Annotated in this window: 22 protein-coding genes and 1 pseudogene; 8 read left to right on the top strand and 15 right to left on the bottom strand. The window is 54.6% G+C overall.

The features are described 5' to 3' along the window. Window positions 1-441: 441 nt before the first annotated feature. The 7 genes from ACR0AM_RS17825 to ACR0AM_RS17855 all read right to left on the bottom strand — a co-directional run bounded on the left by ACR0AM_RS17825 (window position 442) and on the right by ACR0AM_RS17855 (window position 5,881). The gene (locus ACR0AM_RS17825) at window positions 442-642 is read right to left on the bottom strand and encodes a hypothetical protein (protein WP_170417785.1); all 201 of its coding nucleotides are present in this window, start codon (window positions 640-642) and stop codon (window positions 442-444) included. Window positions 643-1,325: 683 nt separating this feature from the next. Next, entirely contained in the window at window positions 1,326-1,868 is a 543-nt protein-coding gene (locus ACR0AM_RS17830; RefSeq protein ID WP_170417788.1) for a hypothetical protein, read from the bottom strand. Window positions 1,869-1,890: 22 nt separating this feature from the next. Further along, window positions 1,891-2,181 (bottom strand): addiction module antidote protein, encoded by a 291-nt coding sequence (locus ACR0AM_RS17835; RefSeq protein WP_152460667.1) that lies wholly within the window; start codon window positions 2,179-2,181, stop codon window positions 1,891-1,893. A gap of 5 nt (window positions 2,182-2,186) precedes the next feature. Beyond that, window positions 2,187-2,480: a type II toxin-antitoxin system RelE/ParE family toxin gene (locus tag ACR0AM_RS17840; protein ID WP_170417791.1), complete on the bottom strand. Its 294-nt coding sequence runs from the start codon at window positions 2,478-2,480 to the stop codon at window positions 2,187-2,189. A 115-nt stretch (window positions 2,481-2,595) separates the two neighbouring features. Then, complete coding sequence (locus ACR0AM_RS17845; RefSeq protein ID WP_170417794.1) at window positions 2,596-4,461, bottom strand: ParB/RepB/Spo0J family partition protein; 1,866 nt, start codon at window positions 4,459-4,461, stop codon at window positions 2,596-2,598. 218 nt (window positions 4,462-4,679) lie between these two features. After that, window positions 4,680-5,084 (bottom strand): DUF3768 domain-containing protein, encoded by a 405-nt coding sequence (locus ACR0AM_RS17850; protein WP_152460664.1) that lies wholly within the window; start codon window positions 5,082-5,084, stop codon window positions 4,680-4,682. Between the two features lie 527 nt (window positions 5,085-5,611). Then, window positions 5,612-5,881, bottom strand: a complete 270-nt coding sequence (locus ACR0AM_RS17855; protein ID WP_245220702.1) for a WGR domain-containing protein — start codon at window positions 5,879-5,881, stop codon at window positions 5,612-5,614. A 233-nt stretch (window positions 5,882-6,114) separates the two neighbouring features. Between ACR0AM_RS17855 and ACR0AM_RS17860 the strand changes: the two genes are divergently transcribed. The 4 genes from ACR0AM_RS17860 to ACR0AM_RS17875 all read left to right on the top strand — a co-directional run bounded on the left by ACR0AM_RS17860 (window position 6,115) and on the right by ACR0AM_RS17875 (window position 8,730). Then, window positions 6,115-6,507: a GFA family protein gene (locus ACR0AM_RS17860; protein ID WP_152460663.1), complete on the top strand. Its 393-nt coding sequence runs from the start codon at window positions 6,115-6,117 to the stop codon at window positions 6,505-6,507. 102 nt (window positions 6,508-6,609) lie between these two features. Next, a complete protein-coding gene (locus ACR0AM_RS17865; RefSeq protein ID WP_152460662.1) occupies window positions 6,610-6,912 on the top strand; it encodes an SH3 domain-containing protein in 303 nt (100 codons plus the stop codon). A gap of 185 nt (window positions 6,913-7,097) precedes the next feature. Further along, window positions 7,098-7,208: a DUF6429 family protein gene (locus ACR0AM_RS17870; protein ID WP_371732129.1), complete on the top strand. Its 111-nt coding sequence runs from the start codon at window positions 7,098-7,100 to the stop codon at window positions 7,206-7,208. Window positions 7,209-7,323: 115 nt separating this feature from the next. Next, the gene (locus ACR0AM_RS17875; protein ID WP_174819503.1) at window positions 7,324-8,730 is read left to right on the top strand and encodes a DUF7986 domain-containing protein; all 1,407 of its coding nucleotides are present in this window, start codon (window positions 7,324-7,326) and stop codon (window positions 8,728-8,730) included. A 482-nt stretch (window positions 8,731-9,212) separates the two neighbouring features. On the opposite strand, the gene ACR0AM_RS17880 is transcribed toward ACR0AM_RS17875, so the two are convergent. Further along, on the bottom strand, window positions 9,213-9,512 hold the full coding sequence (locus tag ACR0AM_RS17880) for an MBL fold metallo-hydrolase (RefSeq protein ID WP_170417797.1): 300 nt from the start codon (window positions 9,510-9,512) through the stop codon (window positions 9,213-9,215). Between the two features lie 84 nt (window positions 9,513-9,596). On the opposite strand from ACR0AM_RS17880, the gene ACR0AM_RS17885 reads away from it, so the two are divergent. Next, the gene (locus tag ACR0AM_RS17885; RefSeq protein ID WP_170417800.1) at window positions 9,597-10,508 is read left to right on the top strand and encodes a homocysteine S-methyltransferase family protein; all 912 of its coding nucleotides are present in this window, start codon (window positions 9,597-9,599) and stop codon (window positions 10,506-10,508) included. Between the two features lie 295 nt (window positions 10,509-10,803). Here ACR0AM_RS17885 and ACR0AM_RS17890 read toward each other — a convergent pair whose 3' ends face one another. From ACR0AM_RS17890 to repA, 6 genes are all read right to left on the bottom strand, one after another. Beyond that, on the bottom strand, window positions 10,804-11,295 hold the full coding sequence (locus ACR0AM_RS17890; RefSeq protein WP_170634626.1) for a DUF4411 family protein: 492 nt from the start codon (window positions 11,293-11,295) through the stop codon (window positions 10,804-10,806). Beyond that, window positions 11,295-12,554, bottom strand: a complete 1,260-nt coding sequence (locus ACR0AM_RS17895; RefSeq protein ID WP_170634624.1) for an XRE family transcriptional regulator — start codon at window positions 12,552-12,554, stop codon at window positions 11,295-11,297. The genes ACR0AM_RS17890 and ACR0AM_RS17895 overlap by 1 nt, the downstream gene beginning before the upstream one ends. A 343-nt stretch (window positions 12,555-12,897) precedes the next feature. Further along, on the bottom strand, window positions 12,898-14,007 hold the full coding sequence (locus ACR0AM_RS17900) for a Fic family protein (protein WP_170417844.1): 1,110 nt from the start codon (window positions 14,005-14,007) through the stop codon (window positions 12,898-12,900). Window positions 14,008-14,161: 154 nt separating this feature from the next. Further along, window positions 14,162-15,217 (bottom strand): helix-turn-helix domain-containing protein, encoded by a 1,056-nt coding sequence (locus ACR0AM_RS17905; RefSeq protein ID WP_170417847.1) that lies wholly within the window; start codon window positions 15,215-15,217, stop codon window positions 14,162-14,164. 177 nt (window positions 15,218-15,394) lie between these two features. Continuing rightward, on the bottom strand, window positions 15,395-16,363 hold the full coding sequence (repB, locus tag ACR0AM_RS17910; RefSeq protein WP_170417850.1) for a plasmid partitioning protein RepB: 969 nt from the start codon (window positions 16,361-16,363) through the stop codon (window positions 15,395-15,397). Further along, on the bottom strand, window positions 16,363-17,547 hold the full coding sequence (gene repA, locus ACR0AM_RS17915) for a plasmid partitioning protein RepA (RefSeq protein WP_170417853.1): 1,185 nt from the start codon (window positions 17,545-17,547) through the stop codon (window positions 16,363-16,365). The genes repB and repA overlap by 1 nt, the downstream gene beginning before the upstream one ends. An 836-nt stretch (window positions 17,548-18,383) precedes the next feature. Here repA and ACR0AM_RS17920 point away from each other — a divergent pair. Together ACR0AM_RS17920 and ACR0AM_RS17925 are read left to right on the top strand one after the other, a co-directional pair. Next, complete coding sequence (locus tag ACR0AM_RS17920; RefSeq protein ID WP_170417856.1) at window positions 18,384-18,641, top strand: type II toxin-antitoxin system ParD family antitoxin; 258 nt, start codon at window positions 18,384-18,386, stop codon at window positions 18,639-18,641. After that, window positions 18,638-18,982: a type II toxin-antitoxin system RelE/ParE family toxin gene (locus ACR0AM_RS17925; protein WP_170417859.1), complete on the top strand. Its 345-nt coding sequence runs from the start codon at window positions 18,638-18,640 to the stop codon at window positions 18,980-18,982. The genes ACR0AM_RS17920 and ACR0AM_RS17925 overlap by 4 nt, the downstream gene beginning before the upstream one ends. A gap of 54 nt (window positions 18,983-19,036) precedes the next feature. Here the strand turns inward: ACR0AM_RS17925 and ACR0AM_RS17930 are convergent, their stop codons facing one another. Next, window positions 19,037-20,092 carry a tyrosine-type recombinase/integrase gene (locus ACR0AM_RS17930; protein WP_170417862.1) on the bottom strand — a complete coding sequence of 352 codons (1,056 nt, stop codon included), beginning with the start codon at window positions 20,090-20,092 and terminating at the stop codon, window positions 19,037-19,039. A gap of 230 nt (window positions 20,093-20,322) precedes the next feature. Here ACR0AM_RS17930 and ACR0AM_RS17935 point away from each other — a divergent pair. Beyond that, window positions 20,323-20,663: pseudogene (locus ACR0AM_RS17935) on the top strand (hypothetical protein); the annotation flags it as partial.

The raw sequence follows: 20,663 nt of genomic DNA on the forward strand, positions 1-20,663 counted from the left end.
ACACAACTACCTTATCCTGTCATACTCTCCAAGAGGAAACCGGGGGTGATTTTAGAAATCCGTATTTTCTCAAATTGCCCCCGGAACAGTTTTGCTCTTGGAGGCAATCTCCACGCCGGGAAAAGGGTCCTGCCCCTTTTCCAGCCAGCAGGCGTGGGTGCCGGTGGACCGGCGCAGGGCAATCACGCAAAGCGGGAGCTGCCCGAACAGCGCCCGTCACATACCGGCACGTTCAAGGTCAGTATGGCATTTTCCGCGCGCCTCAGCGCGCTCAATGTCCCGCCGCTTTCGCGGCGGGTGTGGCAGGGTTGTCTGCTGCCGCATTGGGGCAGGTCGGCACCCCTGCCCGGTCTTAGGACCGCGCGCCACCTGTGGCGCATATGTGGTCCGGCCTGCGGCCGGAGCAGAAGAAAGGGCGGCTTGCGCCGCCCTGCCCTCCCGTCATTCGGTGACGGGATCGTCATCGGTGCGCTTCGGGAAGGCCACCATCTCAACGCCAGGGAACATGCTGTGCTTGACCTGGATCGAGGTGATGGTGCCGGTCTCATCGGTATTGACGAAGAGCACCCCGCATCGATCCCAGAATGTCTTGCCTTCTTTTTCACCGGTCTTGACGCTCAGTTTCAGAGTTTGAGTTGCCATTGTTTGATCCTCGCTATGGCGTGTTTCGATGAACAAGGGAAAAGCGGGCATCAAGGGGATGTCAGCAGGGAATTTGATCCGCGCGGAATGCGCCGCAGGCGCAGGGGACATTCCTTGTTGAAGCGCGGCGCCCGGCCCGGGCGCCGCGCGTCTTCCCCGACTGCCCGCTTATGTTCATCCCTTCAGAAACACCGCAGCCGAGGATCTTCTCCGGCAACGTACTTGAAACTGTCAGACCTGGTGAAAGGCAAGGCTTTCTGGGATCGCTGCGCGCGGAACATCTGAACAAAACGATGTCTTTGATGGCGGCAACATCACCTCGATCCGACACAGGCGCGGCGCTCAGTTCTAAGTTGGGGGTTGCCCTTCTGGGTCGGTATGACCGTCGTCGCAAAGGATGAAGAATGACGGACGGTGCAAACCGCCCTATCCAACTGGCGGAGGCCAAAGACCGGACGGTCCGGCCCTGGTCCGTGCTTGTGCGGATCAGGTAAACAGCCGGACTCAATTTGGATTGGCGGGTTCGGTAGGACGCCCCGGTAATCCGCAAGAACTCTCTCAAGCGCTGTCGCGGGGCGAGACCGGCGCACGGGCAGATACAGTGATGAGTACGCCAAGAAAAAGGCCCACCGAAGCGGGCCACGAGTTTAACCAAAGGAAAATCTGGAGGTATTCTTTACAGGCTAACGCTTGCGCGCGCGATCGACAACACCGTCAGCTGTGATCGTGGCAATGCGATCCTCTGTGCGGCGGGTCATTTCCACCCCGTCACCCGTCATATGCGCCTCGGCAAATTCCGTGAACTTGAAGATGCTGCCATCTGCTTCAACATGGGTTTCGTCCTCTGCCGAGCGCCGCTTCACCGATCCGTCATGGCGGATTTCGATGATCGTGTTGTCGGCCATTCGGACCGTCACGGTATGCTCATCTACAGCGACACCCTGCCACCAGGCATCTGCATCGCGGCGCACAACAATGCGGTTTGGGTGCAGCTTGATCTGCACGTCCTGTACCTCGTCCGGATCAGCGGCTTTGACGACCACGATGGCCTCCTGCGCGCTGGGATCACCATGGATCGACGCGCTCCCGTTTTTTGGCGGCCAGAGCTTCGGCTGTGTGCGCGGCTTGCCCTTCTGGTCTGTATGAAACCCGACGAACATCTGCGCGGATTTCCAGACGCGGCGGGCGGCTTTTTCAACCGTAGACGGAGCTGCATCGGTGGACATGGTGGATAGCCTTTAAAGTGGGTTAATTCACGTGCATTTTCGGGGTGAGCGTCACACCCACAGCGCTCAGCACTTTCAGCACCGTGCCAAACTCGGGATTGCCATTTTCGCTAAGTGCGCGGTAGAGGCTTTCCCGAGACAGACCAGATTTGTCGGCCACACTCGACATACCTTTGGCCTTGGCAACATCGCCAAGTGCCGACGCGATCAGCGCCGTGTCGCTGGTTTCAAAAGCCGCTTCAAGATAGGCTTGAATGGCTTCCGGGCTGTCCAGATAGTCAGCCGCTTCAAACTTCGTTGTTTTGACACCCATGTTTTTCACTCCAACTCTCTTGCCATCGCCTTGGCGGTTTTGATGTCGGCTTGCTGGGATGACTTGTCTCCCCCGCACAGCAAAACGATCAAAACGTCACCGCGCGACACATAGTAAACGCGATACCCCTTCCCTTCGGAGATACGCAGTTCACTCACACCTTCACCAACCGGTTTCACATCACCGGGATTGCCCAGGCTCAACCGCGTGATGCGAACCAAGATCCTGGCTCTCGCCCTTTGGTCCTTCAGGCCCTTGAGCCACTTGTCGAACAGGTCCGTCTTACGAATTTCTATCATACCTATATGTAGCCTACAGGCTACAACCTTTCAAGTCAAAACAACCTATACCATTGAACTAAAATCAAAAATCATTGCTGAAAAGCAGGGCGCGTTGCGCCCTGCCCTGCCAGTTTCAGAAGCAATCCGGCACCCATGCATCGATCCGGGCTTTCTGTGCCTCGGTCACGCCCAGTGCCTTTTGATGCTCTGGATCATTGAAGAGCTTGTGCAGCGCCTCGTTCTTGGCACCCTTTTTGGATTTCGCGAAGGCTTTGAACATGTCGGCGTCGATGTGCAGGTCCAGCAGGTCTTTGTAGAGATCATCCAGCTGCCAGCCTTTCAGACGCTTGAAGCAGTTTTCAGCCGAAGGGGTCCAGATCGCGCGCATGTCAGCCTCGATCTCAGCCTCGATCTCCGCCATGAACTCCGGGCGTTGGGTCAGAAACCGCCGGGCCAGAAAACCCGTGATCTCACCATTGCGGGTCTTCTTGCCCAGATCGCGAAACGCTTTGAACGCTTCCACGCTGCCTTGTGCGGCAATCTCGTGGAACTGGTCATAGGCTGCCTGTGCCGCTTCATCCCGTTCTCCGCCAAGACGCGGGTCGAGGATGAACTGGTCATCGATCTCGGGTGTGTTCCGCTCGGCACCACCATAGCCAAACCCAAACAGATTGCTGCTCAGACCGGAGGCCGGGGTGGCAAAGAAAGCAAACAGGCTCAACACATAATCAGGCTTGTCCAGCAGGGCCGTTTGAACCGCTGCCAGCCGGATCGCCACCATGTCGTCGATGAACTTCTGCGAATAAACTGGTTTTGGTTCTTCCTTGATCTCCGGTTCTTTGACCGGGGCCAGAACACCAGCCTCAATGGCAGCCTGAACATGTTCCGCCGCGACATAGGCCGGGGATGTTTTGATCTCGCCATTGTTGGTGACATAGACAAACACGCCGGACAGCTTGCGCTGCGCGTCAGAATAGAACGGCGCCGTATAGTCCTCAAGCGCGGCCAGCTCCTTTTCACCATCCGCGTCCAGAGCCTCACCCTCATAGAGTTCGGCAAGTTCGTCATACCGTTCGGCCTGTCCTTCGGTGAAGTCCCGGCTCACCATGTCCAAACGGTGCATGTCTTTCGTACCCGAGAACCCATAGGGAATGTAGCTTTCCTCATGGGTGTCCACCCAGTCCCAGCCTTCCGCGTCGCGCAGTTTTTCCGCTTCTACCGCCAGTTTCTCGGCAAACAGACGATCCAGTAACGCGCCTTCATTGAATAGGGTTTCATCGGCAAACAGATCAGCGGTGACGGTGCCGCCCGCCTCAACATAAGCCTTCTGCCCGACAAATACGGCCTTGCGGCTAGTGCTGCTAACAGCCTCCGACGTCAGTGCCTGTTTGACATCATGCTCACTGAACCACCGACATTCTTTGGCCCGTTCCAGAACCTCCAGAATTTTCTCTTCTTCGGTGCTGACGGTCATGGCCTTGGCCAGCCCCATGCTGATCTCACCGGCTTTGAGCGCATCCAGAACGGCGGCGGGCAGACTGGCAAGCGCGAGGCGGCGGCGCACATGGGATTCGGTCACGCCAAACGCATTGCTGATCTTGGCAATAGACAGAGATTTCTCGGCCATTTTGCCATAAGCACGGACCTCGTCCACAGGGTCCAGTTCTTCACGGGCGGTGTTCTCCGCATTGGCCCATTGCTCAGCCACGAAGGGATTGTCCGTGACCTTAACGGGAACCTGTGCCAGATCAGCGCGCTCAGTCACGGCGATGTTCAGAGCCCGTAGGCGGCGACCACCGGCAACGATTGCGACTTTGCCATCGGTATCGCGCAACCCGCTGAGGTTCTGGATCAAGCCACACATAACCAAACTGTCGGCCAGAAGTGCAATACCTTCCTCACCAACCTCCTGTCGTGGGTTGATGTCAGACAGGTAGAGATCGGACAGGGATACGGTTTCGATGGTTTCCGGTGCGGTGAATGTTTCGACTTTGCTCATGGGGCAAATCCTTGTTTGAGTGTTTGAGATCGTGTTAAGGGTGCCCTACCCCTTCCGGGGTAGAGCGGAGCCGTTTAGATGGCTGCGTGTTGGATCAGGAAGCGGCGCGCGATGTGGAAATTGTCGCCCTTCCTGATTAGCGCCCACGCTTCTGCGATACGTTGCTGCAAGATTTCATTGCTCATGGTGTTCACCTCCTTTCCGGTTTGGGATTGAGATCAGTATTCGCTGGGGCACATGATGGTCAGAACGCGGCGCGTCACTGACGTGTCAAACGGCCGGTCGGACCCATACGTGTAGTCCGTGTCGTAAAGATCGATCTTCCAGAACAGCTTCTGGTCACGGACTGTCACCGCCCCAAAGGTGTGATCGCCATAGGGGTCATTGCCCTCGTCAAACTGGTCATCCGACGCCACCGCTGCCAAAGCTGCAGTCTGGAACTCCATCCCTTCACCTGACACGCCGGGCGTGACAAATACCTGACCCTGAATTCCCTTAGAATGCATCTCGATTGCCGCAGTCGGATCGATCAGCGCTTTCCGAAATAGGTCATTCTGGGTCGCAATCTCTGCCGCCTGCAGGCTGGTGTCAGTGTCGATGTCTTTTGTCTTTTCAATGTCCAAAACCGTCTCTCCTTTTGTGGTGCGACCTCTGGGGTTGATCCCCTTTGGTGCTGGTTTTGAGCCGAGCCCTGAAAGGGCGTCGTCTCTAAAACCTGCCCCGTGGCGAACGCGGAGAGGGGCGAGACAGGACCAATCGACAAGAGTGGTGCGGCCCGCAGCGCAGGCGCGCGAGGACACGGTATTGTCTATTTGTCTTGTCCGAGGGGGGAGGCCGCGCCTTCCCCCTTACGGAAGGTAGCGTTTGGCTTGTCCAAATCCCGCCTGACCCACAAGGAAAGGACAAAGGATCTCTGATCCTGCGTGAGCGCAAAAGGGACCGTCACCCGAATGGGCAGATCACCACGGCATGGACCGACCATGACCCAAAGCCCCTGCCCCGGCTCGCAAGAGACGGGTCAGGGGCTACTGGGACAGGGAGATCATTCTGGGGTGTTCTGGGTGGAAGCCGATACGTCGGCTGAAACCTAGAGCCTGCTCACGAGCCGAAAGGCTCGGGATTTGCCACAGAAACAGACTGCAGCCCGAAGTCACTCACCGACCGGAACATACCCTCGACGGAGCTTTTGCTTTTCGAGATTGTGGAGCGCTTCACTAGCCAGGGCTTCGTCATCATACGTCACCATCATGGCTTGCCCGTTCGTGCCAATACGCCCCCAGGTACGAAGCACTGAAACCTCCCCAAACAACGTCGGCTGCAACTCGATGCCATAGAACCGCGCCATGTTGATCTCAGGGTCCACATGGATCAGGTGCACAGGTGTGGTGTCTGTCAGCTCCATGACGCGATTGTCGATCAATAAAGCTCGTCTGTCCAATGACTTTGCTGGAACAGTCAATTGGCAAGGATTCAGAACCGTGATGAAAACATTCGACAACTCAATCTGTCTGATGCTTGCCTCGTACCCATCCAGGTACAGGAGCTCATATTGGCACCATTCCACATTCCGCTGCTGGAACCGTTGTGACCACTGGCCAGAGTAGGTACGGTTTTCTCATATCTTGCAAAACGAAATAGAAGGATGAAGGCAACGTGGCTGAAATCTTGGAAGGCGGATGTTTTTGCGGTGAGGTTCGATACCAGGTCACTGGCAGCGCAGTAATGCAACTCATGTGTTTTTGCAGTGATTGCCTATCGATGACCGGAACGGACGGTTATGCCGGGTACATGATAAAGTCGGAAGACCTGCAGCTGCTGAAAGGCAAACCACGGACCTTTGAGAAGACCTCAAAGGAAGGTCGACCTGTCATCAAGCATTTTTGTGGCACCTGCGGATCAGGCCTGTGGGGCGTGACAGCCTTCGGATTGACGAGCATTGCGGCTGGGACATTGGATGAGCCAAACAACTTCAAGCCAACGAGCAAGGTTTTTGTGAAAGATGCCCCCAACTGGGCCAGGGTTCCCCACCATTTGGAAGAAATGTAGCGTTTGAAGCTTTGGTATCACCTACATTTCTGTCTTGGAGTTGTTCCTCTTGGTGACCCGAGTTGCTACGATTGTCGTTGAGGCAATAAGCAGGACATCGCGATGCGCAATGCAATCTTTTTACCCCTAATGGCTTTGTTCCTGGGGGTCGTCATGGACGTTAAACCGGCGGCGGCCGCGTCACTCGGAACATATGAGGTTTTTGGCGTCGAAGACGGTGACATGCTAAAAATGCGCAGTGGGCCTGGAACAGGGTTCAATGTGATCGTTGGTCTTCCAAATGGAACCGCACTACGAGTTCACGGCTGTGAGCAGACCGGTGGCACCCGTTGGTGCCGCGTCTCTTTGGAGCGCGCGCGCAAGCTTAAGGGATACGTCTCTTGGGCATATTTGCGGAAAATCTAATACGACAGCGATCAGCACCACCATCTTTTAGCAATCATAGAATACCGGCGGAAACGCCCTGACGAATCCACTAGTTGGGCTCACACCCGTCGTCGAAGCGGCTCGCAACATCCCCGAATTCGCTGGGTTCAGGACGGCCCTAAGGCTTTGACTGGGGAGCGCTTGATCGCCTGCACCGTAACGGATTGATCCTGGACCCGGTTGGAAAGGCAAAATCGGTGGTACTGACCGATGAAGGCCTGCGCCGCTCCGAAAAGCTTTTCACAGAGCTTTTTGGGCGGGAGCCAAAGACATAGCATTCGCCATGACAAGTCCCTCCATGTAACGCAGGTCTGCATACGCGTGTGGGCTGGCTGGCGGTTGCAATCTGCGCTAAATCGCCCCTGTCCGGCAAACAGGGAGAAGCTGAAGATGACAACGGGGAACGATCTTGGTGGGCTCATCGGGTTTATCACCCGTGACGAGATTTGGCATGAGCGGCTCGCTGATGTGTTGGACGAGCATTTTCTGCCAGCGCTCGAGGCCTTCGATCTTGAGTTCGAGGATCTGGGCGACTTGCTGGGCGAGGATTGGCCGATGGTCCTGTGGGGTGGTGGCCTGGAAGATTTGCTGGGCAGGACATTCGGAGCGGACGCCGAAAACGCTGCGGATGCTTATCTGAAAGGGAGCGGTTCCAAGGAGAGTGCGCAGACCCGCGCCTATATCAAAGGATTGCGGGACGCGTCGGTCAGCCTTTATGAGGTGAGCGAGGTAGACCCCGGCAGATCCATGGTCTTGCGCAACATGCTTTCGGACGCAGAGCCGGTTACCGTCCGGGAACACAGCGCGACGCAGATGCTGCAGCGATGGGATCGCATCGCAGCTCGGGTTGTCGCACAGGGGGATTATAACGTGATCTCGGGGGCGCTGCTCCCATTCGACCCCGACACCGTCGCGTTTTTTGAAGACGGGCTCCGCTCCGTGTTGAAATTGAACCCCGACGTTGAACTGAGGCTGACACAGGATCAGCTACACCGTTCCGCACCCCTCTTCACCAATGCCTGGCTCTTCGCACATCTGCCGAACCTACTGGATCCGGAACCACCACAAATCAGCAACAGCGATGGCGACAACCTGCTCTTTCACGACATGCGCTTCCCCCTCGCCAGCAAAGTGACGCAAAGCCAGGTATCTGAAAAGCTAACACAGTCCGCAGAACTCGTGATCTCAGGCCAGAAGGATTGGACCTGGCTTGACCTCGACACCCCGTCCGGCACCAAGCACGGCACCGGCCTCGTGTTGGACAAATCAATGTCAGGGGCCTCCGTGCTTGGGTCCCTAGATCTGAAAGGTCGGACACTCACACTTTCTGTGAGCTCTACAGCGCGCGCTGAACGCGGCGAAGCCCTGGTCCGGGACCTCCTGGGCGACCTGGTGAAATCTCCGCTGACATCAATCCAGACCGCCGAACAGATGATGGCGGATGACAGCACGAGTAACGGAGTGGCAGAAGAAGAGGACATCCCCCGTGCCCTTGCCCGTCAGATGGCCCACGAATATCTCGAACAGCATTACCGCGATACGCTTGACCAGCCGATTCCTGCCCTGGATGGCAAGACCCCGCGCCAGGCCGTTCGCAGCACGGCGGGCAGGAAGAAAGTCATAGACTGGCTGAAGACAATCGAAAACCGCAGCGCGCGCCAGACCGGCTCTCCGGTGGCTGAGTATGATTTCGGCTGGATGTGGGACGAGCTTGGTCTGTCAGACTACCGAAATTGGACCAGCGATGGTTCTTGCAAAAACCGTTCCAAAGCTTCGCCTCCTGAACCCATCGACTAACCCATGTTTTCCCGGCTGCGTCTTGCAGAGATGTGGCAAGGGTTATGCTGTCGCTGCGCGTCCAGATGGTTTGCCTCGTGACAGCTGGGGCACAACAAAATTTCAGTCTCCGTGGACACACCGGTTTCATAATCGAAACAGTACTCTTGTCCACATATTTCCAGCACCTCTCCACTCTTGGCCAGTTCCGAACTTGTCACCTCGCAGTGATCACAAATTCCGTCCAAGAGAGCTGATTGGAGTTCAGAAAGAACCACTGTTTTCTGAAAATTGCACACTCTGTCACTCATAACTGCTTCAGGCTTTCACAAAATGGTGAAGAGAGAAAGCTTGTGAAACAAGAATTCAAGGGAATGTGACATAGCCCAATGGGTTCGAGATTTAGTTTCGCCGATCATTGCCTGTAAGCTGCGCGGCGCGTCGAACTTTCACGTCAGCCGCCATCCCACAACAGACCCGCGCACATCAAAATACAACCTGGGCTAGTCCTCCCAGCGAAACGCGTCGTTGTCCGCCTTCACCCGACCAATAGACGGCAAAGCGAAGTGGTTTCCCAGCACAATACATCCCGTTTCCGAGGCGCTTTCCAACAGTTTCCGACGGGATGTCACGGCCATCTCAGCATCGGAATCAAACATAAAATGCCACTCGGGATGCCAGCACTGGGCGGTTGTATGGATTGCATCACCTGTAATCAGAGCGCGCCGGTCGCCACTGGTGATTTCGACCGAGACATGACCTGGTGTTTGGCCTGGCGTGGGGATCAGAGTGACGGAATACACCCTGTCGCAGTCCTAAGGTTCACAGGAGGCCCGAGACAAAGTAGGTTTCTTGTGCAGAGGTAACGGCAATAGGCGTGGATCAGAATGGCGCGACAGCTCCCACTCGAAGGTAACAAGCCCTTTCTGGTTTACGCCGGCACTGGCACCGACCTGATTTTCAATCATGGAATTGAGCTTCCCGGTTTCGCGTCGTTTCCATTGCTGGAAGAACCTGGCACCAGGGTGATACTGGCCGGTCAAATGCAGGCTCTTGTCGATCTGGCCCGTGAAATGAATGTCGGATGCATCCTTGATGCGCCCACATGGATGGCGAACGCCGACCGGGCAGCGCCCTTGGGGTACGATGCAGAGCGGCTCGCCGAAGTAAACAAAGATGCGGTCAGTCTAATGGAAGACGTGCGCCAAGCTGCCGCTCGCGATGATGTACTGGTGTCGGCCTGCATCGGCCCGCGCCATGATCCTTACGCCGACATCCCGCCGGTACCCGTCGAAGATGCACGTCAATACCACGCCGCTCAAATGCACAGCCTGAAAGACACAAGCCTCGATCTGGTCACCGCTTATACATTCAACCGCCCAAGCGAGGCAGCGGGATGCATCCTCGCCGCCCGGGACGCTGAACTGCCGATCATCATGTCTCTGGTTGTTGAGACAGACGGGTGCCTGGCAGACGGGACCAAACTTGTGGACGGAATTGACCAGATCGACGCAGCAACCGACTCGGCGGCGCTGTTTTTTATGGTCAACTGCGCTCACCCTACCCATTTCGCCGGAGCGCTTGGCAACCACCCCCGGCTGAGAGGCCTTGTGGCGAACGCTTCGAGTTGCTCGCATGCGGAACTTGACGAAGCAGATGAGCTGGACGAAGGCGATCCAGCTGAACTTGGTAAACAGATTGCCGCGATTGCGAGGCAGAATCCGTCGATCCAAGTATTTGGAGGATGCTGCGGTACCGACATGCGCCATCTGAAATCGATGATCAGCGAACTAGCATAGCCAACTTGGTTCAATCTGAGCGATAACGCTGAGATCTAAGGTGATCCCGTAATTTCTTTCCACAACTTGTTAGGAGATCGGCCCATTCCTGCCGTTCACCTGCACATACCGATGCCGCGGTCGCAGCCCGCTTCTCGGACATTCGCTGCATTTGCATAGTTTAGCCTGAGCAGACGTTAGAGCTCTTTCAGGATGCTTTTCCCGAGAATTGGACAGTTAAGAGAACTTTCGCGGTTCAGCAGCAGAGTGCCGCCAATCCAGAATTTAAACTGTGTTTTCCGACCGGGCATATCTGTCAACGCAAGTTGAAGTCCAAAGTGCGATACATCGTGAAGTCATCACACCAAGACACAGCGCAGTCGTCACATGCATCTGGTAGTCGTGTCGCGCCAAGGCGCTTGGTTCGTTTTGTGACTTCTTTCGTCACAACTGTTCTGTTGCTACTAACAAGGCCATAAGCAACAAGGAAAGCGTCCCGACCTACCTTGATCAGTTCGCTATCTGTGAATTTGGCGTCATCGCTTTGATACCCGTCACGTAGCGCTTGCTGCACTAAGGCGGGGTCTGCATCCTCATCTAAAAGTAGCGCTTCCTTTGCGTCTTCTCCCTTGATCCAGTCGGCCAAGTCATCGCTACCGCCTGACACTTCTTCATAAATCTCACGCGGCATCTTGATTCTACCAGCATCACCTTGAACAACGAGCCATTCCCAAAATTGGGGAATGTGTTCTAAAGGGTAGTAGGTGTTCTTCGCAGTTATCAACACGTTGGCATCGATTAGGTACATCAATGCGCTCCGCTTGCGTTGGAGAACAGATCACCCTTTTTTCGTTTCGCCTCGTACCTTCTCAACAGCGGTTCTACCGCAGATGGTTTCGACCCCAAAAGGTTTGCAGCTTTTGTGTAGGTAAGCGCATTGCCGCGAACGGAGCGATAAACTACCTCCAATAGTGCGTTGCCCAGATTGTGAGATTTCACAACGTGCGGGTTTGGTCCGTCGCTATCTTTCATCTTTTCTTTTTGGCTCTTGAGAGCAGCCTGCCAACGTGCCGAGTACACCCCACGAAGACGGCCATAGGCATCGCCACTTAGGTCACCTGTTCTATAGAGTTGATAGGCGACCATCGGACCACTGACAGACCACTTATAGGCAATACTATCAACCACTGCCTCCGCACTATTGCTATCGTCAGGGTCAAAGTCAGGCATACCCTTGCGGAAGTGCGCCGAAGGCAAAAGAAACTCTCCAGCCACATCATTACAAAACCGTTCAATCTTGGCGGATTGGTTCGTCGGGGTGGCAGTAGAGGCTTGACCGCTTACTCCGGTTGTTCCAAGCCAAATATGGGCAAGTTCGTGCATCAGTGTAAAGGAGCGGGACGGTTTGGCCTCTTTTGCGTTAATCACAATAAATGGGGCGACATCATCAGCGATTGCAAAGCCGCGGAATACACTGGACGGGATCGTGGAGTGGTGGGAACCAAGATCGGACAACAGCAATACAAAAACGCCGATGTCTTCCACTTCCATACGCAGCCGCTTAAACAGCTTGTCCGGGTCACCGCGGCGCAAGCTCACATCCGTGTAGTCAAACTCAAGTTCGTTGGAAATGGATTTTACCGTGGCCTCAACACTCGTTTTGAGATTGACGGATCCTACAAATTTGTGCTCCCAAAAATCCTCGTCATCTATGAGGATGTCTTTTATGGCCTCTTGCCGAGCCTTCACATCACGCAACAAAGCATCCAACATAGCATTTTCGCGCTTTGTGCGGCTGTCCGGACTTTGACGAAAATCTTGCCCTCTGCGTCCGGTGCGTGGCGGCTGTTCCATGTAAAATGCTAGCAAAGGTCTTTTGTACAACTTGGCAAAGCTATTCAGTTGTGCACGGGACGGTTCTCTGTCGCCACTTTCAAGTGCCTCAAGCTTCTGATCAGCCGTCTCACGGACTCCATCAGAAAACAGCTTGCGCGCAGCATCTTCCAGCGTGAAACCAGCGGTCTCACGTGCCCAAATCAGGACATCTGGATTGACTTTAATGGACATAAACCGTGCTTCGCCGTTGGATATTTGTTCTTTGATTACTTGAGATGTAGGACACTTTGCAGACGACGCATAGTGCATAGATATCACAGTGAGGTCTGCTTAGCGATGCTAGGTGCATTTTGGGGCCGACCCAGGGAATTCACTCTGCCGCCTGTAAGGGAGTTTCGAGTGTCAAAACTGACTTTGCAAAGGTCACTTCTGCGCTTTACTGACATCGGTACGGCTGCGGCATCATCGAAGTCGTCATTCTAGACCGGAATGGCCGTTTTTTGATTTTCGAGTGAACGGTTTCGCGACTGCAGAGAACGGCAGCTTCCCGCGCTTCGTGCCGTACTTCAGCCCCCTACCCGTCCCGATCTAGCTTTAACCAATATCGCGTGTACCGGAGTTCACCCGTTCGGATCAAAGCGCCCTTCTCTACCAGGTTCTGGAGATCCCGCGTTGCTGTGGCGCGCGATGTTCCCGTGATCGAGATATAGTTCTCAGCGCTCAATCCCCCTGTGAACCCATCCGGCCCAGCCTTGAACAAACGGGCGATTACCTTGCTTTGGCGAGTGTTGAACTGATCACGGTACCGATCATAGAAGTGCGTCTTGGAAATAAAGAAACCAACCCGCTCAAGCGTCACCTGCTGTGCTGTAAGGACAGTTTCGGCAAACCAGACGAGCCACGGTGTGACTTCCAGCGTCTTTTGATGGCGTTCGAGTTGGTCGTAGTAAGCCTTCCGCTCTCGCTCGATCGTGAAAGCAAGGGCAATCAGACTTGGCTGACCGATATTCTGGGCCAAGGACTTTTCAGCCAGCGCCCTACCCAACCGGCCATTGCCGTCCTCAAAGGGATGAATGCTCTCGAAATACAGATGGCTCAAACCGGCCCGGATCAGTGCGCGCAATGGTTCGGGACCATCCGGTGCGGTCCGGTTGAACCAGGCTACGAACTGGTCCATTTCAGCCGGAACCTGATGTGAAGGTGGAGCTTCGAAATGCACCGTTGGGCGGTCGAGCCTGCCTGAGACGATTTGCATCGCATCCTCATGGCTCCGGTATGATCCAATCGTTTCCAGATGCCTGTCATGGGACAGAAGCATGTCATGCCACCGAAACAGGGTGTCGTGTGACAGTGGTTCCGAATAGTTGGAATAAACATCCACCATCATTTCAGAAACGCCCTGCTCGCGCGGTTTGGATGGATAGCTGTCGGGAGCCAGTCCAAGATGTCGGCGCAAGGAAGATTGCACGCTGAGACGATCCAGCATCTCACCTTCGATCGCGCTGGTCTTCATTGCTTCTTCGCTTAGCAGGTCGATACGCAATTGATCTCGATCCGATGTGTTCACATGATGAACCGCTCCAAGAACTTCCCCTGAGGACAACAGGAACTGTTGCTCGTATGGTTCGAGTCTTGCGGCGTCGTAACGAAAGGTAGGCCAGTCAGGGTTCTGCCAGTTCCACATCGTGAGGTATAAGCTTCCTTTCTATAACTCACTATTTATGGTTGCGTGATTTATAGAGGTCAATCCTATAGCTCACCTTTTTCAGACCCTTCGATCCAGTCATCACTTGGAGGTGTAATCTGAAAACGGTAAATTTCATCCTGTTTCCCCAAATTTACGTAGCATTGGATGTCCGCGAGAGCATTGCCTTTGGAGACAATTCGCCCTTTTCGATCTTGGCCAGCAACGAAATCAGGTAAGCCCCTGGAGATTGTATGTTCTCAGCACGTTGAAAGATGTATCCGAGAACAATGAAGCGAATAGCTGGGCCAAAAGTTGATTTCATTGCATACCAGGTTTGGCCAAGCCGTAGATACTCGGCGATATCATCCATAAGCCGATCACAGTGGTGCTGATCTTTTGCAAAGCGTAGTTCTGAGCATAGCCGTGGAAAACTGCGCTCCATTTGGTCTGGAGAAACCTGAATCTGAGAAAGCTTTTCTTTCTTAACTTCCGGATTCAAAGAGTCCTCTTTGTGCCCCTCAATTTCACTGTCACTGGCCCTCAAATTTTCTGTATCAGTCTGTGTTATCTCGGAGATTTCCACAGAGATTTCTGCCAACAGCTCGCTGAGTACATTCGCATCTGGTTTGCGACGCAGAGCATTGCGTACGGTGGTCACCAAATCAGAGATCGCGGTGTCATTTGCTACGAGTTCCTTAAGGCGCGCCAGAGCGGCGGAAACTTTGTCACGGAGTACAGTGAACTCGAGAACGCGATCAGCATGCCTCTGGGCTTCCTGAATGAACTCAGCGTGCCGTTCAGACAAAGGCATCAAGGAGAGCCCAGTTGCGGTGACCACCCTGCCCTGGCGATCCCGGCGCGCCCATCGCTTACCGTTTGCGCTCATGACGCGGCGGATAAGTCCAAGGTCCACCAGCGTCGAGATATGACGCTCAACTGTCTGCACGCTGACATGAGTTCGTTTGGCTATCGCCGCGTTGGACGCGAAACAGATGTGATGATCATCCTGGTCCGCAGCAATCTGATCACCGCCCATAAAGGAAACCATCGCTCTCAGGACATTGAGAGTTGTGGATTTTAACCCAAGAGGTTCTCTGGCCTCTTCAACGGCGCGAAGAAGTATCCATTTTTTGGGCGTACTGTTCCCCTGCCCTGCCGTTCCCGACAAGGTCGCTCCAATTGGAGCCAATGCTGTTAGTGTTTTCATGATTATCTATCGGCAGACAAAAATTACCCGTTCGCTCAAGAGCGTTTTTTCTTGTGTGGCGATTCGGGTGCTGCTAGATTCTAGGTGTCTAATCTAAGAATTGCGCTTTGCGCAGCAGCCCTCGAAGCTCCGGTTTCGGGGGTTTTGTTTGTTTGCCTTCCTCCTTTCTGCTCGTCCTCAGTTCTTTTTCTTGGCGTTTACAGCTGTAAACTCAGCGTGTGAGCGCTTAATGATTTCAGCCATGTTTTCGTCCAACCAGCTAGCGAAGCCAGCGTTAGCTCCGGTCCTTTTGACCGAAACAGTTAGTGATCCGTTGGTAGATTTGATTGTAACGCCTTCGATTGGGTTGAGTTCGGCTGCACCTTCTCTTTGTCTTGCACCGCGTTTGGCAGCTGCTTTTAGGAGCATTTCCAGCCGATCATCTGACGACATCGATGGCTCAATGGTTGCAAGAAGATTTGCAGCTTCATCTTCCGCTAGCTTGCCTGCAACGAAGTGCTCTGCAAGCACGGTCCATTTTGGGCGGCCTGATTTTGGGGCTGCGCCGATCATGTCACCAATCTTTGCAGGAACATGTTGCGTAATTTTTGTCAGGTGAGACAGCCCTGATTTCGAAACGTTCAATACTTGCCGCACCGTTGCCGTGTCATGCCCGGAAGTCAGGATCGCCTCGGCGAAACGTGCTTTCTCGTAGAAGGAAAGATTGCGCCTCGCAGCATTCTCAAGCCCTTTGGCGAGAAGCGCTGAAGCATCGTCGATATCCTGAACATTGGCGCGGACTTTAATACCAAGTTCACGACAGGCTTTGAGCCTCCTCCGTCCATAAATTGCCTCGTATCGACCGTCGGATTTCGATCTTCTGACAAGAATGGGAACTTGTTGGCCACCGTCTTGTATACTCGACATCAAGCTTTCAAAACTATCGTCTTCTTCGTCAATGTTTACAGCTGTAAACTCACCGAGCCTATCGGCAGGCCCCCAGTCGTCGATCAGAGCAGGGTCAATTTCCCTGATTGCGGCAAGAGAGCCCTGAAGCGCACCAAGAGCAGGGGCATTGGGTTTTGGAGTTTTATCGATGGCCTTGGGGCCAGAGCGCGCGATGGTGTTTGCGATCCCCGACATCTCCTGAAGCGACTTTCTAGCCATTAGCTGCGTCCCCATGCTTGATGGATCATTTGCTCTACCTCAGAGCCGATCGCATCCATTGAGTTCTTTGCCCGATCATAAGTTGCGCGTGTCATTTCTGACCGCACGACTTCGTAAATTGATTGTTTGAGCATTGTGGCGTCACTGACCGCGGTGCTTTTGAGGGCTGTGGCTGACATAACGCGATCCTGAAACAGTGCCCGCATGAACGAAGCCAGTTGTTGAGACGGTACGTCTGTTGGCTCGTCACGCGTTATCAGGAATTTGAAGTTGTCGTATTCGAGCGTAGCGCCGGCATCTTCAATGACTGCCATGTAAGCACCAGCGAGTTCGAGAAATTGAGCCGTCGAAGACACGTCCAGCATCGAAGGTGTAAGTGGCACAAGCAATGAACTGGCGGCCGCCATCCCAGCAATTGTCAAGAATCCTAGCTGAGGTGGGCTATCAATCAGAACAAGGTCAAAATCTCCTTCCACCTGGGCCAGGGCATTCCGTATTCTTGTAAAGAACGGATGGTCTGGGTTGGAGTGAACGGCAGATTCTGTCTCAAATTCGGAAAGAACAAGCCGTGACGGAGCCACAGAGAGACCGGGGAAGTACGTCGGAAGCACGACGTCCGCCATATCTACCGGATCTTCATATCGAATAGCATCGTAAATCGTCAGCCCGTCAAACTCTATTTCGGGGCTTATGCCGCACATGGATGTAAGAGAGCCTTGAGGATCCAGATCAACAGCCAGCACACGGTAACCGCGAAGCGCAAAATAGTGAGCCAAGTGAATTGTTGTGGTGCTCTTACTGCTGCCGCCTTTGAAGTTCATCAACTGCCAGACTTGGAGCTTTTCTCCTTCAGTCCGGCGAGGGACATAGCGCCCTTTTTTGCGTGAGGTTTTCTCAAGCGTTTCGCGAGCCTCCCAAAGTTCTTGGGCAGTATAGTAACGCCTACCGCTGCGTACGTCATTCGGTTCAGGAATCGTTCCCTCTGCGTGGACTTTGCGCATGAATTGACCTGAGACTCCTAAGAGTTCAGCAGCTTCTGGCGCTGCAAAATTTCGCAGTGATTTGGTGTTGTCGGGGGCAAATGCAGCAAGTAGATGTTCCCGGATAGCCGAGTTTAATCTCTCAGATATTTCCGTGGCGAGTGCCGATGGTCTTTCTGCCGCAAGTGGTGTCACGGGAATCATGTAGTTGCCTCAAATTAAAGAATGTGGTCATTTTTGCGCCACTTGAGATAAACAGCCGTGATTCATAGCACTAAGTCAAGGATTTTCGCCTATATTGTAGGTTTTCCAACGCGGAGGACTACATACGCTTTGCATCAGAGCAGGGTGGTTTACAGTTGTAAACTCGGTTGAGCGGGATCATGGGTTCTTTCAGTCGATGAAGTTCTAACGTAGGCATGCGAAGGCATTCCTGTAAAACTCCTCCCTATGCTCCGCTTTGAGTAGAACGCCTCTAGCATGGAGTTGGAGTGAAGGCCGAACGGCTTTTGGCGCAAATTGCGCAATTGGGAAGGGCAGGGAGCTAGTTGAGCTGATTGGTCAAATTCTCTCACCAACAATTTCGTTATCGAGTTTTCTGCGATACCAACTTCGTAACAATACTTCTGCGCCAGTACGGGAGTACGATGCGGTGAGAATGGCATGGCGATCTGGGTCAGATACACCGAGCTCAGCCCGTGCGCAGAGGAAAACACGCGAACATTCCGGCTAGAGTCAGCCGCTCGCCAATTGCCCAAGAAATGGCATACCGTGAGGGCGGGGTTTCGGGAATTGTGCGCCTGTAAGTTGCGACGGAACACGGAACTGTCCTCGATCCAGTGCAGCTGTGCTTGCGCGGCGCGGCTTTTGACGCAAGTCTCTACCGTCATTGGATTCATATGGGATCACAGACATGATCCGTGTGTTCACGTCCCATTAGCGTCCATAAAACCAGCTTGCTCGAATTAGTGATTTTGGGCTCCTCAATCGTTGAACAGACGGTCTCGTTGGCATATATTGCCAAAAAGGAGGCTTACGCCATGGTAACCCGCAATGTTGTACTTACAGAATCGCAGGATCAACTGGTGCAGAATCTGGTTGCGTCCGGTCGATATCAGAACGCCAGTGAAGCGTTGCGCGCCGGCCTTCGGCTTTTGGAGCGGGAAGAAGCGGGGCTGGAGTCTCTCAAACAAGGCTTGCAGGAGGGTGTAGCGCAGGCTCAGGCCGGAGATTTGGCAGAAGGCAGGGGTTCGGATGCGATCCGTCGTGCCTTTGCAAGGGCACGAGCCAAGGCGTGACCAGACCCTTTCGACTGACACGCCGCGCTGAATCCAGCCTGGTGGAAATTGCCCGATGGACCATCGACAAGTTTGGATCGCATCAAGCCGATCTTTATGAACAAGAACTAATAGCGCGCTGTCAGGCCATCACAGAGGGCAGGGTGGCCAGCCGAAGTTGTTCTATATTGGTCGAAGAGGCGGCGGATCTCAGATATGTGCGCGCAGGAGAGCATTTCCTGGTTTATCTGGATCAGCCGGACGCGGTGATCATTGTTGATATCCTGCATTCCCGTTGCGATCTGCCGCGACATGTTTCCGCGCTGGCCACGTTAACAGATGCGACAGGAAACAAGACATAGGCACAGCAGCCGGAGTTTCCCTCAAGCGGGGATTATTAAATAGTCAGTAACTACTCACCCCAGTAGATCAGTCGCCGGGTTATCCGCGATGTCCACATCGTCGTAGTATTTCTGCGCCTGGGCCATGGAGCGATGCAGGGAGAGGCGCATCGCGGCCTGGATCGGGGCGCCGTCCAGCGCGGCCTGGGTCAGGAAGCCCGAGCGCAGCCCATGGGGGGAAGCGAACCCGTCCGGCAGGCCCGCCAGTTTCGCCCGACGCTTGACGATCTGCGCGATGGCATCCGGGCTGAGGCGGCGGGTTAACACCCGATCGGCTTTTGAAACAGGCCGGAACAAGGGGCCGTCCTGAATCTCACCCACCTCGATCCAATGGGCCAGCGCTTGGGCTGCGCGGCCTTTCAACACCAGCCGCGGCGTTTCACCTTTGGTTGTCGTCTTGGTCTCCAGCAGTGAAATCCAAACCAGGCTTTTCTCGTCGAACTCCTTCAGCGAGACGTCTTCAAACATCAACCCGGTGATCTCCGAGCGCCGTCTACCACCCGAAGCCCAACCCAGCATCAAGATGGCGCGGTCGCGGCAATCCCGCCGGGACCCCCGACAAGTGGACAGCAACTGCTCGAGCACATCGCGGGTAATCGGTTGCTGCGATTTTGGGGCAGGGGGCCGGGCGGCGGCGCGGCGCGCCTTGGCACGGGCCTGCTTCACCTGCGGCGCATCAAAAGGGCTGGTCAGGTTCTTCATTCGATGAAAGGCCAGCCAGGAGGCGATGCGCCGGTCCAGCGTAGAAGGGGCCGGGCAGGCGAGGGACTTGCGTAGCCCTTGCGCGATCAACATCTCGGCACTCTGACGCGCGACATCCTCGGGCGCGGCATCTCCCAGATCGCGGGCGTGATCGAGAATGAAGGCCAGCGCTGTGGCCTCGCTCTCGGGCCAGTCCAACGGCACTCCGAACCGTGCTGCCTTCCAGGCCGTTACATAGAGCAAATCGCGCTCATAGGCCCTGAGCGTGTTGGCGGGTGTGCCGCGGACATAGAGATCGGTCAGGGCGTCCTGGTCAGACTGCGACAGGGCAGGGGAGGGGGCGGGGAGATAGGGCTCAGGGGTGCTCATACGGCCCACTCTGCGCCCATTTTCCCGCAAAATCAATTATACTTGATAAGGGATACTTATCGAGTGTAACTTGAAACTGATAGCGCAACAAAAGTAACGAGCAAAAGTAACAGATTTTGCGCGTAAAGTAGGTAGAGGGCTTGCGGAATAATAAAATCGGAGGTTCTGTCGCAGGTCTGTAAACCAATTGGCATCGACATTGCGCTGGAACCGTTGGCAAACTAAATGAAATGAACAGATATTTTGCCACTGAATTGCCTTTCTGGAAGTTTGCCAGAAACACGCTGATCGTCAGTTGCCTTGCGTTGTTTCCGCTGTTGGCCATCTTCGTTTTGCGCACGCCGGGCTTTGCGACGCACCTCCTGAACAGTGGTCCCGCGTTTGTTCGGTTTTTGCGTCAGGTGGTGACGAATGGGTTGCCGGTCGTTTTCCTTTTAAATTATCTCAGCTTTTTTCTTTTCGCCGTTGGGGTAAGGGCGCGGGGCAGGGGGGCCATCCCGGCCCGGTATCTGCTAATTGACCTGCTGCTACGGGCCGTCCTGTTCATCGCGCTGCACGCGCTGATCTACGC

It is taken from the genome of Ruegeria sp. AD9 (assembly GCF_056542305.1).

Coding starts and splice junctions, on each gene's coding strand:
- ACR0AM_RS17825 (WP_170417785.1), bottom strand. CDS start 642: ATGGCAACTCAAACTCTGAAACTGAGCGTCAAGACCGGTGAAAAAGAA.
- ACR0AM_RS17830 (WP_170417788.1), bottom strand. CDS start 1,868: ATGTCCACCGATGCAGCTCCGTCTACGGTTGAAAAAGCCGCCCGCCGC.
- ACR0AM_RS17835 (WP_152460667.1), bottom strand. CDS start 2,181: ATGGGTGTCAAAACAACGAAGTTTGAAGCGGCTGACTATCTGGACAGC.
- ACR0AM_RS17840 (WP_170417791.1), bottom strand. CDS start 2,480: ATGATAGAAATTCGTAAGACGGACCTGTTCGACAAGTGGCTCAAGGGC.
- ACR0AM_RS17845 (WP_170417794.1), bottom strand. CDS start 4,461: ATGAGCAAAGTCGAAACATTCACCGCACCGGAAACCATCGAAACCGTA.
- ACR0AM_RS17865 (WP_152460662.1), top strand. CDS start 6,610: ATGCGCAATGCAATCTTTTTACCCCTAATGGCTTTGTTCCTGGGGGTC.
- ACR0AM_RS17875 (WP_174819503.1), top strand. CDS start 7,324: ATGACAACGGGGAACGATCTTGGTGGGCTCATCGGGTTTATCACCCGT.
- ACR0AM_RS17885 (WP_170417800.1), top strand. CDS start 9,597: ATGGCGCGACAGCTCCCACTCGAAGGTAACAAGCCCTTTCTGGTTTAC.
- ACR0AM_RS17890 (WP_170634626.1), bottom strand. CDS start 11,295: ATGTACCTAATCGATGCCAACGTGTTGATAACTGCGAAGAACACCTAC.
- ACR0AM_RS17895 (WP_170634624.1), bottom strand. CDS start 12,554: ATGTCCATTAAAGTCAATCCAGATGTCCTGATTTGGGCACGTGAGACC.
- ACR0AM_RS17900 (WP_170417844.1), bottom strand. CDS start 14,007: ATGTGGAACTGGCAGAACCCTGACTGGCCTACCTTTCGTTACGACGCC.
- ACR0AM_RS17905 (WP_170417847.1), bottom strand. CDS start 15,217: ATGAAAACACTAACAGCATTGGCTCCAATTGGAGCGACCTTGTCGGGA.
- repB (WP_170417850.1), bottom strand. CDS start 16,363: ATGGCTAGAAAGTCGCTTCAGGAGATGTCGGGGATCGCAAACACCATC.
- repA (WP_170417853.1), bottom strand. CDS start 17,547: ATGATTCCCGTGACACCACTTGCGGCAGAAAGACCATCGGCACTCGCC.
- ACR0AM_RS17920 (WP_170417856.1), top strand. CDS start 18,384: ATGGTAACCCGCAATGTTGTACTTACAGAATCGCAGGATCAACTGGTG.
- ACR0AM_RS17930 (WP_170417862.1), bottom strand. CDS start 20,092: ATGAGCACCCCTGAGCCCTATCTCCCCGCCCCCTCCCCTGCCCTGTCG.